A 13,820-nucleotide genomic window follows, 5' to 3' on the forward strand; every position below is an offset into this window, starting at 1 on the left:
GGTCTACTTCACGACGCCGAGGTTCGTACCCCAGAGCTGGCTGTCGGGTACGTGCGTCGGGTCGCCCATCAGCCTGCGTACCCGGATCTGCGAAGACCGGTGCTCGTTCGAGTGGGCGTGGCCCCAGCGGGCGTGGCTCGGGTAGGTCATCGCAAACGGGTGGGCGAAGTCCTTGGTTGAGCCGTTGACCAGCGGGAAGTACCCGTTGGCCGCGGTCGCGGGCGAATCCGTGGTGTCGACGATCCACACGGTCTTGCCCGGAAGGTCGCACGGCTGCAGGGTGAGTCCTTCGTTCTGGTACGCGGTGGCGGCCAGGCCCACGCACAGGCCGCTGGCCTTGCCGGAGGGCGCGTACTCGATCTCTGCCGCGCGCAGGTTGCCGTAGTGACGGTTCACCTTGGAGGAGACCAGGCCGGCCTTGTAGAAGTCGGACACCTTGCCGGCGCGGGGGAGGAAGTCCTCAGCCGGGTTGGAGCTGCTGGCGCGGTGCAGGATCGTCGGCCGGCCGACCTTCGCCACCCCCTTGTACACGGTCTCGACGAAGCGGGGGCTGTCCGCCGTGCCGAACTTTTTGTTGTAGATGTCAATGCAGTGCTGGCCGCACTGCGGGGTGGCCGCGCTCGCGGAGAGCGTCCCCACCGTGCTGACGCCGCCGACCAAGGTCAGCGTCGCCGCGGCGGCGAACACCTTGCTCTTGATGGACATGAGTAATTCCTTTCTTGCACCACAGCCGTACCCTGCGCACGGCTGTGGTGCCGGCTGCTGGACAAAGTCCGGGCCGATGCGTCGTCCTCGGCCGCGAGCGATGGTTCTTACCGGTCGGCTGCGTCACGGCGACCGCTTCGGCTTCCGCTCCGCCGGCCGATCGTGGCCCTGGCGTGCGCCACCACCAATAAGAGCATATGCTCCTATTCATCTGACGGCAAGGTGCACCCCTCAGGACGAACCCGCCGACCCGCCACCGATCACCGGCCCCGGGCGACCCTTTCGCATGTGCGAGCACATGCTCCTATCATGGGTGGAGAAGCCCTGGAGGAGACCATGACCCCTACGCCGACGAACCTCGCCGACCCGTGCAACAACCTGGCACTTCGCAAGGCGGCCCGGTACCTCGGCGCGACTTACGACAAGGCCCTGGCCCCGGTCGGTCTTCGTGCGACGCAGTTCAGCATCCTGCAAAAGCTCAGCGCTCACGGAGAAATGACGATCACCAGCCTCGCCGACATGATCGCTATGGACCGCACGACGATGGCCTCCAACCTCAAGCCGCTCGCACGGGAGGGCCTGGTGACCGTCGAGCCGTCAGCAGCCGACCGCCGCGCACGGGTCGTCACGATCACACCGGACGGCCTCTCCCGGATGAAGGCGGCGCTGCCACTGTGGAAAGCCGTACAAACGCAGTTCGAGGACAACTTCGGCGCTGACGACGCAGCCCGACTGCGCGCATCCCTCGAAGCCGTCCTGCACACCGGCTTCACGCCCTGGGCCGAGTAAGGCACAACTCTCCGAGCGCTGCCGAGAGTTCGGCGGCCGGCAGATGCGTGCCGTTTCGTCGTCGATCCCGTGGGTCCAGCGGTGGATCGTGACCTGCCGGCGGGCTCGGCCGTTGGCGAGCGTGAGGAGCCCGTCGTCACCACCCAGGTGGAGCTTCAGGCGGGGGTGCGCCACGGCCACTGGTCGACGGGCACATGGTGCCACCAGGACCGGGCGCAGGCGCTCGTCCTGGTGGCACCACCGGCACACCGCGAGTGGCGTGCCCTTCGCGGCGGGGAAGAAGAAGTACCGCATCGGCCCGTCGGTGCCGCACCGCGCGCATCGCACCTGGGCTGGTCGGTCCCGAGGCAGTGGCGGGTCGCCCTGCCGCCGGGAAGCTCGCTCCGCTCAGGCACGGGCATCCCTTCGTCGTACGGCTCGCGGGGCCCCCGCCCAGTCCTTGCCGCTCTCCTCGGACTCCCGCGCCGCCCAACGTGCGCAGCGGCTCCTCCCCCAGCAGCGCCACCTCAAGTGCAGGACGTGGATCAGGCGACGATCAGGTGACGACGCCGGACTCCTCGATGACGATCTTCTTGGCGGTGGCGCCGGAGCGGCTGCCGAGGGCCTCGATCGCCTGAACGATGTCCGCGCCCTCGACGACCTCGCCGAAGACGACATGCTTGCCGTCGAGCCAGGGGGTCGTCACGGTCGTGACGAAGAACTGCGAGCCGTTGGTGCCCGGCCCCGCGTTGGCCATGCTCAGCAGGAACGGCCGGTCGTGCTTGAGCCGGAAGTTCTCGTCGGCGAAGGTCTCGCCGTAGATGCTCTTGCCGCCGGTGCCGTTGCCGTTGGTGAAGTCACCGCCCTGCAGCATGAACTCGGGGATGACCCGATGGAAGGGCGAGCCCTTGTAGCCGAAGCCGTTCTGGCCGGTGGCCAGCTCGCGGAAGTTGCGGGCGGTCTTCGGCACGACATCGTCGAACAGCCTGAAGACGATCCGGCCGAGGTCCTTGCCGCCCGCCGAAACCTGGAAATAGACATTCTCACTCATGGCCCGATTCTCCACGACGGACGGACTCAGATCGACACAGGACATGCGCGGCCCGTGGCCAAGGCTCACGCCTTTCCTTGGGCATCCACGGTGATTCGTCACCCCCTGGCGTCATGCCGTCTGTCCGGCGCGGGTGTCGTATGCGGGTGCGAGGGTCGACTGCGCGAGCTTTTCGAGGGGGTGTCGTTGATCGGATGACAGCATCGTGGGCGGGGAGGGAGGCGGTGGTGAGCCGGAACCTGCCGCTCGCCCAGGGGGACGGCCCGCACTGCCTGTGTCCGTGGGCTGCTGCGTGGGGGCGTGGAGGAGGAGACGGGTGAAGTCCTGTCCGCTGGTGTGCTGGTGGAGCGGGCGGGGCGGGCTGCTGATCTGGTGTCCGGTATGGTCGCCGCCCTGCTGACCGACCACTGGAACACCGCCGATGTGGACGTGCCCATCACGCAGTCGCGGTCAGAACCGTTCTGTTGGCCAGTCCGAGCATTCGGGTCGGCCACTCTTGAGTGTTCATCGCGGCAGGGTCCGCGTGATGCGCCACAGGCGACGGGGCAGGTCACTGCTGGAAGCGGCCTACGGCTACGCCTTGCGCAACGGCCTCGGCGAGCTGTCCCTGCGCCGCCCCGGGTCCTGGCCACCGGCCACCTCGTCGGGCTGGTCGAGTGGACCCGCATGCAGGCCCCAAAAGGGCACCTCGACGAGGGCGAGCGCACCCTGGGCGTACATGTCGACCTCAGCCATGAGGCCCCCACCCCGCCCGGCGAGACCCTGACGATCGACGTCGGCTGACCGAGGTGGACGGGCGTCGCCTGCCGTTCGAGGTCACCGCCGTGACGAGGCCGCGGTGGTCTGCCGCGGTACCCACCGGCGCGGGGTGGTCGGCCTGGACCGGTTCGAGGCGAAGCCGAGGCGGAACTGTCCGCCCGCACTGCGGCTTCGGGAGCGTCGGCATGAGCAAGCCCGTTCCTGAGCGCCCGGTCTTCGACGCGCACCTGCACATCATCGACCCGCGCTTCCCGCTCATCGAGAACGACGGCTGCCTCCCGCCCACGTTCACCGTCGAGCAGTACCGCGAGCGCACGAACGGACGCCGACCGGGAGCGTGGGCCCACCCGGACGGAAGCAGGTTCGCCGAAGCCCCGCCGCCGAACGGGCCCGCGTCTGCGTTGCGGCACGGGTGACTCCACAACGCACCCGGTTTCGGAATCGGCGACGGATTTTCCCGCGCCGACTGGTCTAGATACGGACCGAACCCGACCACCACTTCGGAGTGTCCGATGTCCCTTCCCTTCCAGACCGCCGTCGTCACGGGTGCCAGCCGCGGCTTCGGGCGCGCGCTCTGCGCCGCGCTCGTCGCCACGGGCACCAGTGTCATCGGCATCGCCCTCGACAAGTCGGAGCTGCGCGCCGTACGGGACGAACTCGGCGAGGGCTTCACATTCGCAGTCGGCGCAGGCGGCGGGTGGTCTTCTTCGGACGCCTCACCAGGCGCACGGTGCCCTCGATCGTGGTGCGGATGGTCCGGGTGTTGGTGGCGCGGTCGGTGAGGGTGTGGGTCTGGGCGAGCAGGCCGCGGGAGACGATCCGGCGGGCGGCGGCGTGGTCCCGGTCCGTCGACAGTCCACACCCGGTGCAGTGTGCCCACTTCCAGCCGCGTTCGGCGAGTCGGTCGGGGGCGGGGTGGTGGGTGAGCTTGTCGAGGCAGCCGGGGCACAGTGTGGAGGTGCCCCGGGCCGGGACGGTGACCACCGCGATCCCCGCCTTGGCTCCCAGGTGCCGCATCGCCTCGGCGACCGTGCCGCGGACCTGCCCGGACAGGCGGGCGTTGCCGCGCCGGTGGCCGCGGGCTTCCAGGGTGGTGAGGTCTTCGAGGTAGATGACGCTCGCGCCGAGGGCGGTCGCCTGGTCGACGGCCCAGCGGGCCGCCGCCCAGGCCAGCGCATCATTCAGGTGCCGGATGCGGGCACACACCCGGCCGTGCTCCACCTCCAGTACCCGGGCCCGGTTGAGGTGTTCGCCCCAGGCCGGGTGCGGGGAGCCGAGCCCGTCCGCGAGGGCCTGGTAGTGGTCGCGCTTGGCGGCGAGGTGCTCGCGGTGGCCGCGCAGCCGGTGCAGGGCGGCACTGACCGTGGTGGCGTCGAAGACCAGGACGGCCGTCGGTGACCACCCGCCTGGCCGGGCCCTGGCCGGTCAGGCGGCCCAGGATGCCGGTGAGCAGGGTGTTGACACCCCAGTCGAAGCCGAGTGCCACGGTATGCCTGCTCGTCTTGGTGGCTGGGGCGGGCCAGGAGTGTGGCAGGTCGACGGCGATCCGGCCCGTGCGGGTGGTGCGCAGGGTCGGGGTGTGCAGCACCGCGTCGGGTGTGATGGTGCCGGGCAGCCGGATGTCGATCACGTGCCAGGCCCAGTCCCGCCCCGTGGCCGGGGCGGCGCGCAGGGGGAGTTTGACCCGCAGCCGGGCGGTGACCTCGTCCACCCGGGCCAGGGTGACCTGTTGGCGGTCCATCGCCGCCAGCAACACCTGCCCGGCCACCCGGGGCGGGCCCTCCAGGGCGCACAGCCCGGCGGGCAACTGCCCGTGCTCGGTTACATACGCGCCGATCTGCCGGGTGCGGTTGCGGATCTCCGCACCACTCACGTGGGCGGGCAACACCGCACGCAGTGCTGTCCACTCCGCCTCCGTGCGCCGCCGCGGATCATCCGGCCAGGTGGCCAGGACCGCGGCCACGATGGTGCGCCGGTGCAGGGCCAGCCGCAGCGTGCGCGCCGCGTACTCCTCCACGCCCCGGCGCACCCGGTCCGAGACGTACACCCCCGCCGGGGGCGTGACAGTCTGCGGCCAGTTCAGGCGGCGCAGCGCCATCCACCCCTTGGACGGCAGCGCCTCGCCCCGCTCATCCACCCCGGCGGCCAGCACATCCAGGGAATCCTCATCCCACCGGGCGGCCACCAGAGCACCGGCCAGCGTCTGGCTCAACTCCGCGAGAAAACCCACCCGTTCCAGCAGGACCCGCTGCCCGACCCGCTCACCACTGCCCTCCAGCACACCGGAGAAGGCGGTGCACGTGGTCGTCGCCATCAGCCTGGCCATGCCCGCCACCCCGCTTTCCCGCACGCGTCCGGCCATCTTCAGCAGCGGCCGCATCCCGGCACTCCGATCGGCCTAACGACCGACCATCACACAAAGACACGGCCTTCCCGCACCCTCAGGGTCCGGGAAGGCCGGGAAAGTGCGGGAAGACCACGATCGTCGGCATCCGACGAGGACAAGACGGTGAACACCCGCGTCTCTCAAAGTCGACGGAAACCCTAACCAGCCAGGATGAAAGCAGTGGCAGATCCTGAGGATCCGCACCGATGACACGAAATAGCATCAACCAGCCCGCTCAAGCCAAACACCCAACAGTTGAAGACCCTCCGCACCGCGACGGCGGCATCCGAGCGGCGACGGGCCGCGAACAGTCAGCCGGCGGTGCGGGTGGATGCCTGGTCCGCCCGAAGCCGAGCAGGATCTCGTCCGACAAGAACCACAGGCAACTCCACCCCGGCGAACCAACTCCGCGACCGCGAGCGCGGCGAGACCGGTCAGCTCCACTGATGAGTCTCATCTGACCCGCTGTCAGCTCTCTTCGCATCTCGGGGGACCTCAGCCCGGAACGATCCCGAAGGTCAGGTGCGGGAAATCGGTGAAGACCGCGGTGTCCGCGGCGATGACGATGTCGGACAGCAGTACGTACTCACTGTGCGCAGAGGCAGAGCCGTTGACCGCCGCGATGATGGGCATCTCCAGATCGACCAGGCGCTGCCTGACGCGGCGGCCCTCGGCGATGGTGCGATCCCAGTCGGCGGGCTTGGTGATGTCATCCAGGCTGGCACCACGATCGTCAACGGTTGCCGTACGCGTTCCCGGGCCAGGCCCTGCCGGCAAGATCTCGGCACTAGGGCGCGTATCTGGTTTCGATCAATCTGCCGGATCTGGCCCGCGCGGTGGGGTGGATCCGGTAGATCGTCGTGTATGACGCGTGCGCAACTGACTGATGCCGAGTGGGCGTTGATCGAGCCGTACCTGCCGGTCGGCGAGCGGGGTCCGTACCCGGAGCGGCTGCGGCAGCAGTTCGAGGGAGTGATCTGGCGGTTCAGGGCGGGTGCGCAGTGGCGTGAGGTGCCGAGTGAGTTCGGCGCCTGGACGACTGTGTCCAACCGGTTCCGGCAGTGGCGGGACGCCGGGGTCTTCGAGGCGCTTCTGGAGGGGATGATCGCGGAGGCCGCGAAGCGGGGTGAGGTGGACTTGTCCCTGGTCAGTGTGGATTCCACCACCGCCCGGGCTCACCACGACGCTGCCGGGATGCACCTCGGCCAAGAGGTCATGGCCGCCTTGGAGAAGGCGGCCGCCGAGGAGGAGAATGCCCGCCAAAAGGGGGCAGTCCGGAAGGACAAGACGGGCAGGGTGCTTTAGCTGATCCCGAGCGGGAGGAACGGCGACGTATCCGGCGCCGGCACAAGGCCCGCCTGAAAGCAGCCCTGCTCGGACGCTCGAGGGGCGGGCAGACCAGCAAGATCCACGTCGCCGCCGACCGCAAGTGCCGCCCGCTGGTCTTCGTCCTGACCGCCGGCCAGGCGGCGGACAGCCCGCAGTTCATCCCGGTACTCAAGAAAGTCCGGGTGCCCGGGCCGGTCGGCCGCCCCCGGACCCGGCCCGACGCTGCTGCCGGCGACAAGGCCTACTCGTCCCGCGGCAATCGCTCCTACCTGCGCAAACGACGCATCAAGGCGGTCATCCCGGAGAAGAAGGACCAGGCCGCCAACCGCAAGAAGAAGGGCAGCCGGGGCGGCCGGCCCGTCAGCCACGACACCGCGCTCTACAAAGAGCGGAACACAGTCGAGCGTCTGATCAACAAGCTCAAGGCGTGGAGAGGCATCGCCACCCGCTACGACAAGACACCCAAGAGCTACCTCGCCGGAGTCCACCTGCGCGGCTCGATGATCTGGATCAAGGAGCTCGCGCGGGCCACCCCTTGATCAAAACCAGATACGCGCCCTAGGGTGCTGATCGTGACGACAGAACGATGTGCACTGGGCGGCGACTTGAGCGTCGCGAGGATCGGGTACGGCGCGATGAAGCTGACCGGTTGGCCGAGGGGCGACCGGCCCAGCCGGGAAACGGCACTGGCTATCCTGCGCCGGGCCGTGGAACTCGGGGTGAACCACATCGATACCTCGCACTACTACTCGCGTGACGGGGTGGCGGCCAACGAGCTGATCCAGGAGGCGCTGCACCCCTACCCGGACGACCTGGTGATCGCGACCAAGGTTGGCGCGCTGGTCGAGGGCTCTGATATCGCCCTGCCGGCGGCGGAAAAGACCGGTCTCACCCCTGACAACCTGCGCCGTGGCATCGAGGCGAACCTGCGCTCGCTCGGCCTGGACCGCCTGGATGTGGTGAACCTGCGGTTGGGCGACCTCGACCGGACCGGGACACCCTTGGCCGCGCCCCTGGAGACCCTGCTCGCGCTGCGCGAGGAGGGCCTGATCCGCCATCTGGGCATCTCCAACGTCACAGCCGCCGAGTTCACCGAGGCCCGCAAGATCGCGCCGATCGCCTGTGTCCAGAACCTCTACAACGTGTCCCGGCGCGATGACGACCTGCTCATCGACGCCTGCGCGGAGGCCGGCATTGCCTATGTCCCCTTCTTCCCAGTCGGCGGTTTCCAGCCGATCACGGCCGAGCACCTGGACACCGTCGCGGCCCGGCACCGCGTGACCGTGCCGCAGGTGGCGCTGGCTTGGCTGCTGGCCCGGTCTCCGAACATCCTTCTTATCCCCGGCACAGGCTCGCTGGACCACTTGGAGGAGAACATCGCCGCTGGCGCGCTGAGGTTGAGCACGGAGGACATCGCCGAGCTCGGGTAGGGCGAAGGCAGCTTGAACAACCCCGCAGCCGACGCTCACGCTCACCCGGTTGCCGTCATCTCCCCCGCTCAACTCCTCTGCTCGTTGGCTTGGTTGGGTGATGGCGCGGTCCGCTGGGCTCGGCAGTGAAGAACATCCGGGGCCGCTGTCACACCTGCCCGCTAGGGTCGCGATCATGAGTGACGGAATCGAGTGGATAGACGACGAGCTGGGCCGTGGAGGCTTCTCCCTCACGATGGTGAAAGGGATCGGCCAGGAGGAACTGGCCGTCTACCTGGGCGCGCAGCCCGGCACCGTCATGGACCCGGACACCGCCCACGAAATGCTGAAGCTCTCCCCTGGACCGTGGGACCTGCCCGACTACGCGATGCTGGGCGAAACCGGCAACGGCTGGGCGTTCGCGGTCGAGTCTCCCGAGGCCCGTGACCGCGTAGACCGGCTCGCCCCGGGCAGGGACATGTGGTCGAAGCACACCGTCGTCAGTATCTGGGACAGCACCATGGACCCGCCGATCATCAGCGTCAGCGTGGACGGGAAGCACGATTGGATGTTCTGGGAGTACAACACCAACGAGACAGACCACCCGCTCACCCGCCGCTTGGTCGCCGAGGGCGGATTCGTCGTGCTCTCCGACCGCGTCCACAGAGACGATGAGTCCGACGATGTGACGATGTCGGACGTGTACCGGATCATGGGCGAGTACTATGGTCTGTCCCTGCCGCGGCAGGCCATCACCGACCAGCGCCTGCCGCACGTCTTCAGCGAACCCAGGGTGCTGGTGCGGCCGCAGACGCGGTGCCCGGTCTGCAATAAGCAGATGGTGCCGTACGGCGGCGGATCCTGGGGGCCGGGCGAATACCGGCTGGTGTGCGTCTACTACAAGGTCCGCGACATACCTGGCCACCCGCCGCAGGGATGCCCAGGAGAGATCAGCGGACCCGCGCTGGCCCAGGTGGTGCGCGAGGAGCCGAACCCGAAGTACGGCAACATCCGCATGCCTCGCGTTACGTGAGGACCGCGGCATCACATGATCGGCCGGACACGACCTGAGCGCCCTCTTGGTGGACCGCATGATGTTCGGGCGCACGGGCCTGACGGGAGATGCCACCTTCTGTCCCACTCCCCCTGCGACAACCAGCACCACCTCCCAGGCCGCCTGCAACGCCATCGCCCTCGGACGGGAACCGACCTGGCATCGGGGTCGCATCAACGACGTGCCGGCGGCTTGGGAGGCCGAGCAACTGGCCCTCGACCGACGGCTGTTCACGCAACGGACCGTGCTGGGCAGCCGGAGCCGGGGCGGACTCCACCGCGTCCTCCCTCACAGGAGCCTGCCGGTGCGTTGATCAGGCATCGGCCCTCACGCGCACGCCGGTCCTCCCGCGGCCGCGCGACGAAGACGCCCTTTCGGCCTCATGACGGCGAGCCCCGCGTCCAAGGCCAGGGAGATGAGATACACATCGAACACGGACGGTGGCCGGCTCGGCCGCAGCGGGCCGACCGGGCATCAGGGGCCGTCCGCCGGTGTCGCATCACAAGAAGGACGGCGCCGGCACCGCCGCACGTCCTGACCGACACAAGGAGCCTCTGTGAGCGCGGAACTGTCGGGATCCACCGCCCTCGTCACCGGCGCCACCGCCGGCATCGGCCAGGCCATCGCCGGCCGCCTGGCCACGCTGGGTGCCACGGTCATCGTCCACGGGCGGGACGAGCACCGCGGAGCCGAGACGGTGGGCACCATCGCCGCCGCGGGCGGAACCGCCCGGTTCGTCGCCGCCGACCTGGCCGATCCCGACGACGTGCTGCGCCTCGCCGCTGAAGCCGGCGAGGTGGATGTTCTGGTCAACAACGCGGGCATCTATCAGTTCGCCAGCACCCCGAACACCACAGCCGGGATGTTCGACACCCATATGGCCATCAACACACGGGCTCCACTACTGCTGGTCGGCGCGCTCGCCCCGGGGATGACCGCACGGGGACATGGCGTCATCATCAATCTGAGCACGTTGGCGGCCACCACTCCGGCTCAGGGCGCAGCGGCCTACGGGGCTTCCAAAGCAGCCCTCGAACTTCTGACTCGCGTGTGGGCCGCGGAGTTCGGCGCGCAGGGCGTCCGCGTGAACGCTGTGGCCTGCGGCCCCGTCCGTACCCCCGGGAGCGCGGACATGGGCGAGGAGGCCCTCCAGATGATTGGGCGGACCACCGTCTTGGGACGCGCCGCGGAGCCCGAAGAGATCGCCGAGGCAGTCCTCTTCCTTGTTTCCTCCCGGGCCAGCTACGTCACCGGCACCGTCCTTGAAGCCCGTGGTGGCCAGCTCGCCATCGGCTGACGTCATCACGTCGCTTGTCCTGCCATCAGGCGACTGCCCCACGGCCGCCCGGTACCGGCTTGCAGGCAGATCCTGAGCGAAGGAAAAGACGATGACCGCGATGGATCTGGGTCCCACCGTCCTCGCCCGGATCCAGTGGAGAGCCCGGTTCGCGCAGCGCGTCCGGGCTCGCGCCGTGCGGTGCTACCCATACCCCGGCGGCCGCAGGCTGACCATGTGAAGTGGCCTGCAGACGTCGCCCCGGCGCGGCCCGTGCCTCAGTTGCCGACCGGACCGCGGGCCGACGAGATCAATGGAGAGGGTTTTCAACTGTCCGTTGTTCCTGCCTGGTTATCGATCGGATCGGAAGCGGGCACGTCGCCAGGGTGGCGCTGCGGGCGTAGGTGAGCGGCAGCCGGACGACGTTCCTCTCCGTCCGCCAAAAGGCCCGCCGGGGGTTCGACATGAGCAAGCTGTGCAAGCGAGGGTGACCGTTTGAGTTTCGAGCGACAAGTGAGCGACTGCGGAGTAGTCAGGTGACTCCTCCCCGGCGTGAAGGCCGGGGAGGTTCGTCAAGCCGGTTGGGCTTGCCGACGGACCAACCCGCCCGTAAAACGTCAGGCGTTCCGGGCGCGGGCGGCCCGGCCGGGCGAATGCGCCGGCCGCCATGGACCCCGCGTACGGCAGCCTTCAGCCGTTGGAGGGCACCGGCGGCAAAGACGTGTCGTTCTGCCGCAGTTCGACCAGCAGTTCGTTCTGCCCGGCCAGCAGCTCGGTGAGAATGCGGCGGGCCGAGCACAGGAGCTCTGCGACGTCACCGCCGGCCAGCGCGTAGCTGACGGTGGAGCCCTCCCGGATGGACACCACGATGCCGGAACGACGCAGGACGGCCAGTTGCTGCGACAGGCTGGACGGCTCGATCTCGATGTCGGCGAGCAGGTCCCGCACCGGAACGGGGCCATGCTGCAGCAGTTCCAGGACCCTGATGCGCACGGGGTGTCCGAGCATGCGGAAGAACTCCGCCTTGGCCTGGTAGAGGGGGACCCGCATCGGTGCTCGCTCCCTGCCGCGTGGGGATGGTCGTCACGGTGCGGCGACGCCCGGAAGGCGCCGCCGCAGGATGTGTCCGTCGGTACCGATCCTTCTCGCCCGCGGCCACGCGCATCCACCTATTGGAATCATGCTGATGTGGTGACTTGAAGAAGTCTTCACATCATGGGCGCGCGTCAGCCGAAGGCTCCGGCCGGCCTAGATTTCCAGCTGCTCCTCGACACGCTTGAGTTGGTGGCGGGCCATCGCCAGGTTCGAACGCGCCTTGTCGAGCACGAGGTAGAGGAACAGGCCATTGCCGTTGCGTCCGGTGACCAGTCGCAGGAGGTGGTACTGAGAATTGAGGGTGATCAGGATGTCCTCGATCCGGCTCTTGAGACCCAGCTGCTCCATGGTGCGCACCTTCGCGCGGACGACATCCGTATTGCCGGCGGAGGCGATCGTGAGGTCCAGGTCCTTGCCCCCGCCCAGCGTGCCCAGCGCCATGCCGCTGGTGTAGTCGACGACGGCCGCCCCCACCGCCCCCTCGACCGCGGTCATCATTTCCTTCAGTGACACTTCCACACTCGCCATAGCGCCTCCCCTTGGTTATCGGCTGCGCGGCGGGGCCGACAACGCCTGTCCCGCCGCGTAACCGCACCGTATGCGTACACCCGAGGCACCGGCTGAGCATCTTCGAGGCTGACACCCGGTGATCGGACATGCGCACGCAAGAACCCTTTTTCGACTGCTACTGAGCCTCTTCCCACCTCTGACCGGGGGCTGGTGTGTCATTGGCGTCGGGTTCGGGCCGGGCCCGGGTTACGTGGTGTCGCCCTCCCAGTCGAAGTGCCGCCGCTCCCCGGGGCGTTGCGCGTACAGGGCGCGGCCTCCGGGACCGTAGCGGCCTATCTCTGTCGGCAGGGCGGCGCCGTCGGCACGCTGCTGGTCGCTCCAGCCGGTGACGTCCAGGAGCAGGCCGTCCAACGGGCCACCCACCAGTTGCGCGTACACGCGCCCCGGCCGGGGGCCGGCGTCGTCGTGGTCGGCCCCGTAGACACGGCCCCGCATGAACTCCAGCTCATCCATGACCTGCACGATCGCACCCGGCACTGACAGCGGATCATCGCGTGCACCGGGCGGGTGGTGCGCAGCTGGTTCGCAGGAAGGATTCAACGGCGCAGGAGGTAGCGGGTGAGGCGGGAGCGGGCTTTGTCCGGGCTGAGTCCGAGCGCCTTGCCGATCGTCTCGCTCGACAGCTCGTCTGCCTCGGCCCCGTAGGCGGCCTCGCGGCCGACGGATTCGGCAAGGCGCTCCAGCCGGGCCACCGCCAGGAGTGCGGCAACCGGGGCCTGTTCGGCGAGCGCGACCAACCGGTCCTCCAGCCGGTCCATCACCTCGGTGAGTCCGGCGGGCAGCGGCACTGTCTGGCGTTCGACGGCGCTGATGTGCTCCCACCAGTCGTCGTACGGGCCGGAGGTGTCCAGGTCCTCCAGGCGGTCGTCTTCCATCAGGTCCCGGTCGATCGGGTAGCACGTGCCGCGCCAGCCGCACGCGCAGGCCGCCCGGTACGCGGCCGCTCGCGGACGGCGCAACCGGCCGTTGTACGCCCACCACTCGCTCGTGGTGTGTCCCGCACTGCCGCTGCCCACGTCCAGGTACACGGGCCCGGGTTCACTGCCATCGGCGAGGACCGCTCCCGCGATGCCCTCATGGGACTCCCCGAACTCCTCCGTCCTCCATCCCACTGTTCCCGCATCCTCCCTGCCGTTGGACGAAGACGGCGGCCGGGCATCGCCCGGAGCGCCCGTGCACTCTGCGTTCCGAGAATGCCGCAGGTCGCGCGTCGGCGAGGGGCCGTTGCCCAAAACGACCGGATCGCAGCGCACGAGCTCTCCCGGCGTCATGACGCCATGGCGTCATACCGCCGCCGTCTCCTGGTCACGACGTGGCGGCGGCTTACGGCGTCAGTGCCTGCCGCGACTCGCAGGAGCTGTCGGCCGGCAGCGGGCAGGGGCGTGTGACGAGCACGCGGCTCCGCTACGTCGGCCACA

General features: G+C 69.0%; 17 protein-coding genes and 1 pseudogene. 9 read left to right on the forward strand and 9 right to left on the reverse strand.

The features are described 5' to 3' along the window. Positions 1-3: 3 nt before the first annotated feature. Positions 4-705 (reverse strand): hypothetical protein, encoded by a 702-nt coding sequence (locus tag OG747_RS00320; RefSeq protein WP_405876630.1) that lies wholly within the window; start codon positions 703-705, stop codon positions 4-6. 309 nt (positions 706-1,014) lie between these two features. Between OG747_RS00320 and OG747_RS00325 the strand changes: the two genes are divergently transcribed. Beyond that, entirely contained in the window at positions 1,015-1,494 is a 480-nt protein-coding gene (locus tag OG747_RS00325; protein ID WP_405876632.1) for a MarR family winged helix-turn-helix transcriptional regulator, read from the forward strand. Between the two features lie 535 nt (positions 1,495-2,029). Here the strand turns inward: OG747_RS00325 and OG747_RS00330 are convergent. After that, entirely contained in the window at positions 2,030-2,524 is a 495-nt protein-coding gene (locus tag OG747_RS00330) for a peptidylprolyl isomerase (RefSeq protein WP_405876634.1), read from the reverse strand. 666 nt (positions 2,525-3,190) lie between these two features. Between OG747_RS00330 and OG747_RS00335 the strand changes: the two genes are divergently transcribed. The 3 genes from OG747_RS00335 to OG747_RS00345 all read left to right on the forward strand — a co-directional run bounded on the left by OG747_RS00335 (position 3,191) and on the right by OG747_RS00345 (position 4,065). Continuing rightward, the gene (locus OG747_RS00335) at positions 3,191-3,307 is read left to right on the forward strand and encodes a thioesterase, FlK family (protein ID WP_405876636.1); all 117 of its coding nucleotides are present in this window, start codon (positions 3,191-3,193) and stop codon (positions 3,305-3,307) included. Positions 3,308-3,468: 161 nt separating this feature from the next. Next, positions 3,469-3,699 carry a hypothetical protein gene (locus tag OG747_RS00340; RefSeq protein WP_405876638.1) on the forward strand — a complete coding sequence of 77 codons (231 nt, stop codon included), beginning with the start codon at positions 3,469-3,471 and terminating at the stop codon, positions 3,697-3,699. 96 nt (positions 3,700-3,795) lie between these two features. After that, complete coding sequence (locus OG747_RS00345) at positions 3,796-4,065, forward strand: SDR family NAD(P)-dependent oxidoreductase (RefSeq protein ID WP_405876640.1); 270 nt, start codon at positions 3,796-3,798, stop codon at positions 4,063-4,065. Here the strand turns inward: OG747_RS00345 and OG747_RS00350 are convergent. From OG747_RS00350 to OG747_RS00360, 3 genes are all read right to left on the reverse strand, one after another. Next, a complete protein-coding gene (locus tag OG747_RS00350) occupies positions 3,953-4,489 on the reverse strand; it encodes a zinc ribbon domain-containing protein (protein WP_405876642.1) in 537 nt (178 codons plus the stop codon). The two genes, OG747_RS00345 and OG747_RS00350, sit on opposite strands and share 113 nt — an antisense overlap. Beyond that, a complete protein-coding gene (locus OG747_RS00355; RefSeq protein WP_405876644.1) occupies positions 4,461-5,663 on the reverse strand; it encodes a hypothetical protein in 1,203 nt (400 codons plus the stop codon). Before OG747_RS00355 ends, OG747_RS00350 begins: the two co-directional genes overlap by 29 nt. Positions 5,664-6,164: 501 nt before the next feature. Beyond that, a complete protein-coding gene (locus tag OG747_RS00360; RefSeq protein WP_405876646.1) occupies positions 6,165-6,446 on the reverse strand; it encodes an enoyl-CoA hydratase-related protein in 282 nt (93 codons plus the stop codon). An 87-nt stretch (positions 6,447-6,533) separates the two neighbouring features. Between OG747_RS00360 and OG747_RS00365 the strand changes: the two are divergent. From OG747_RS00365 to OG747_RS00385, 5 genes and pseudogenes are all read left to right on the forward strand, one after another. Then, positions 6,534-7,537, forward strand: a pseudogene (locus OG747_RS00365) (IS5 family transposase). Between the two features lie 33 nt (positions 7,538-7,570). After that, positions 7,571-8,428: an oxidoreductase gene (locus tag OG747_RS00370; protein WP_405876648.1), complete on the forward strand. Its 858-nt coding sequence runs from the start codon at positions 7,571-7,573 to the stop codon at positions 8,426-8,428. A gap of 175 nt (positions 8,429-8,603) precedes the next feature. After that, a complete protein-coding gene (locus tag OG747_RS00375; protein WP_405876650.1) occupies positions 8,604-9,440 on the forward strand; it encodes a hypothetical protein in 837 nt (278 codons plus the stop codon). A gap of 577 nt (positions 9,441-10,017) precedes the next feature. Continuing rightward, positions 10,018-10,758 (forward strand): SDR family NAD(P)-dependent oxidoreductase, encoded by a 741-nt coding sequence (locus OG747_RS00380; RefSeq protein WP_405876652.1) that lies wholly within the window; start codon positions 10,018-10,020, stop codon positions 10,756-10,758. 91 nt (positions 10,759-10,849) lie between these two features. After that, positions 10,850-10,978 carry a hypothetical protein gene (locus OG747_RS00385; protein ID WP_405876654.1) on the forward strand — a complete coding sequence of 43 codons (129 nt, stop codon included), beginning with the start codon at positions 10,850-10,852 and terminating at the stop codon, positions 10,976-10,978. Positions 10,979-11,427: 449 nt separating this feature from the next. Here OG747_RS00385 and OG747_RS00390 read toward each other — a convergent pair whose 3' ends face one another. From OG747_RS00390 to OG747_RS00405, 4 genes are all read right to left on the reverse strand, one after another. Further along, positions 11,428-11,787 carry an ArsR/SmtB family transcription factor gene (locus tag OG747_RS00390; protein WP_405876656.1) on the reverse strand — a complete coding sequence of 120 codons (360 nt, stop codon included), beginning with the start codon at positions 11,785-11,787 and terminating at the stop codon, positions 11,428-11,430. A gap of 198 nt (positions 11,788-11,985) precedes the next feature. Beyond that, entirely contained in the window at positions 11,986-12,360 is a 375-nt protein-coding gene (locus OG747_RS00395) for a hypothetical protein (protein ID WP_405876658.1), read from the reverse strand. Between the two features lie 228 nt (positions 12,361-12,588). Then, positions 12,589-12,855, reverse strand: coding sequence for a hypothetical protein (locus tag OG747_RS00400; RefSeq protein WP_405876660.1), 267 nt, complete (start codon positions 12,853-12,855; stop codon positions 12,589-12,591). A gap of 83 nt (positions 12,856-12,938) precedes the next feature. Next, positions 12,939-13,514 carry a hypothetical protein gene (locus OG747_RS00405; RefSeq protein WP_405876662.1) on the reverse strand — a complete coding sequence of 192 codons (576 nt, stop codon included), beginning with the start codon at positions 13,512-13,514 and terminating at the stop codon, positions 12,939-12,941. Positions 13,515-13,820 lie beyond the last annotated feature (306 nt).

This window comes from Streptomyces sp. NBC_01384, assembly GCF_045040035.1.
Classification (GTDB): domain Bacteria; phylum Actinomycetota; class Actinomycetes; order Streptomycetales; family Streptomycetaceae; genus Streptomyces.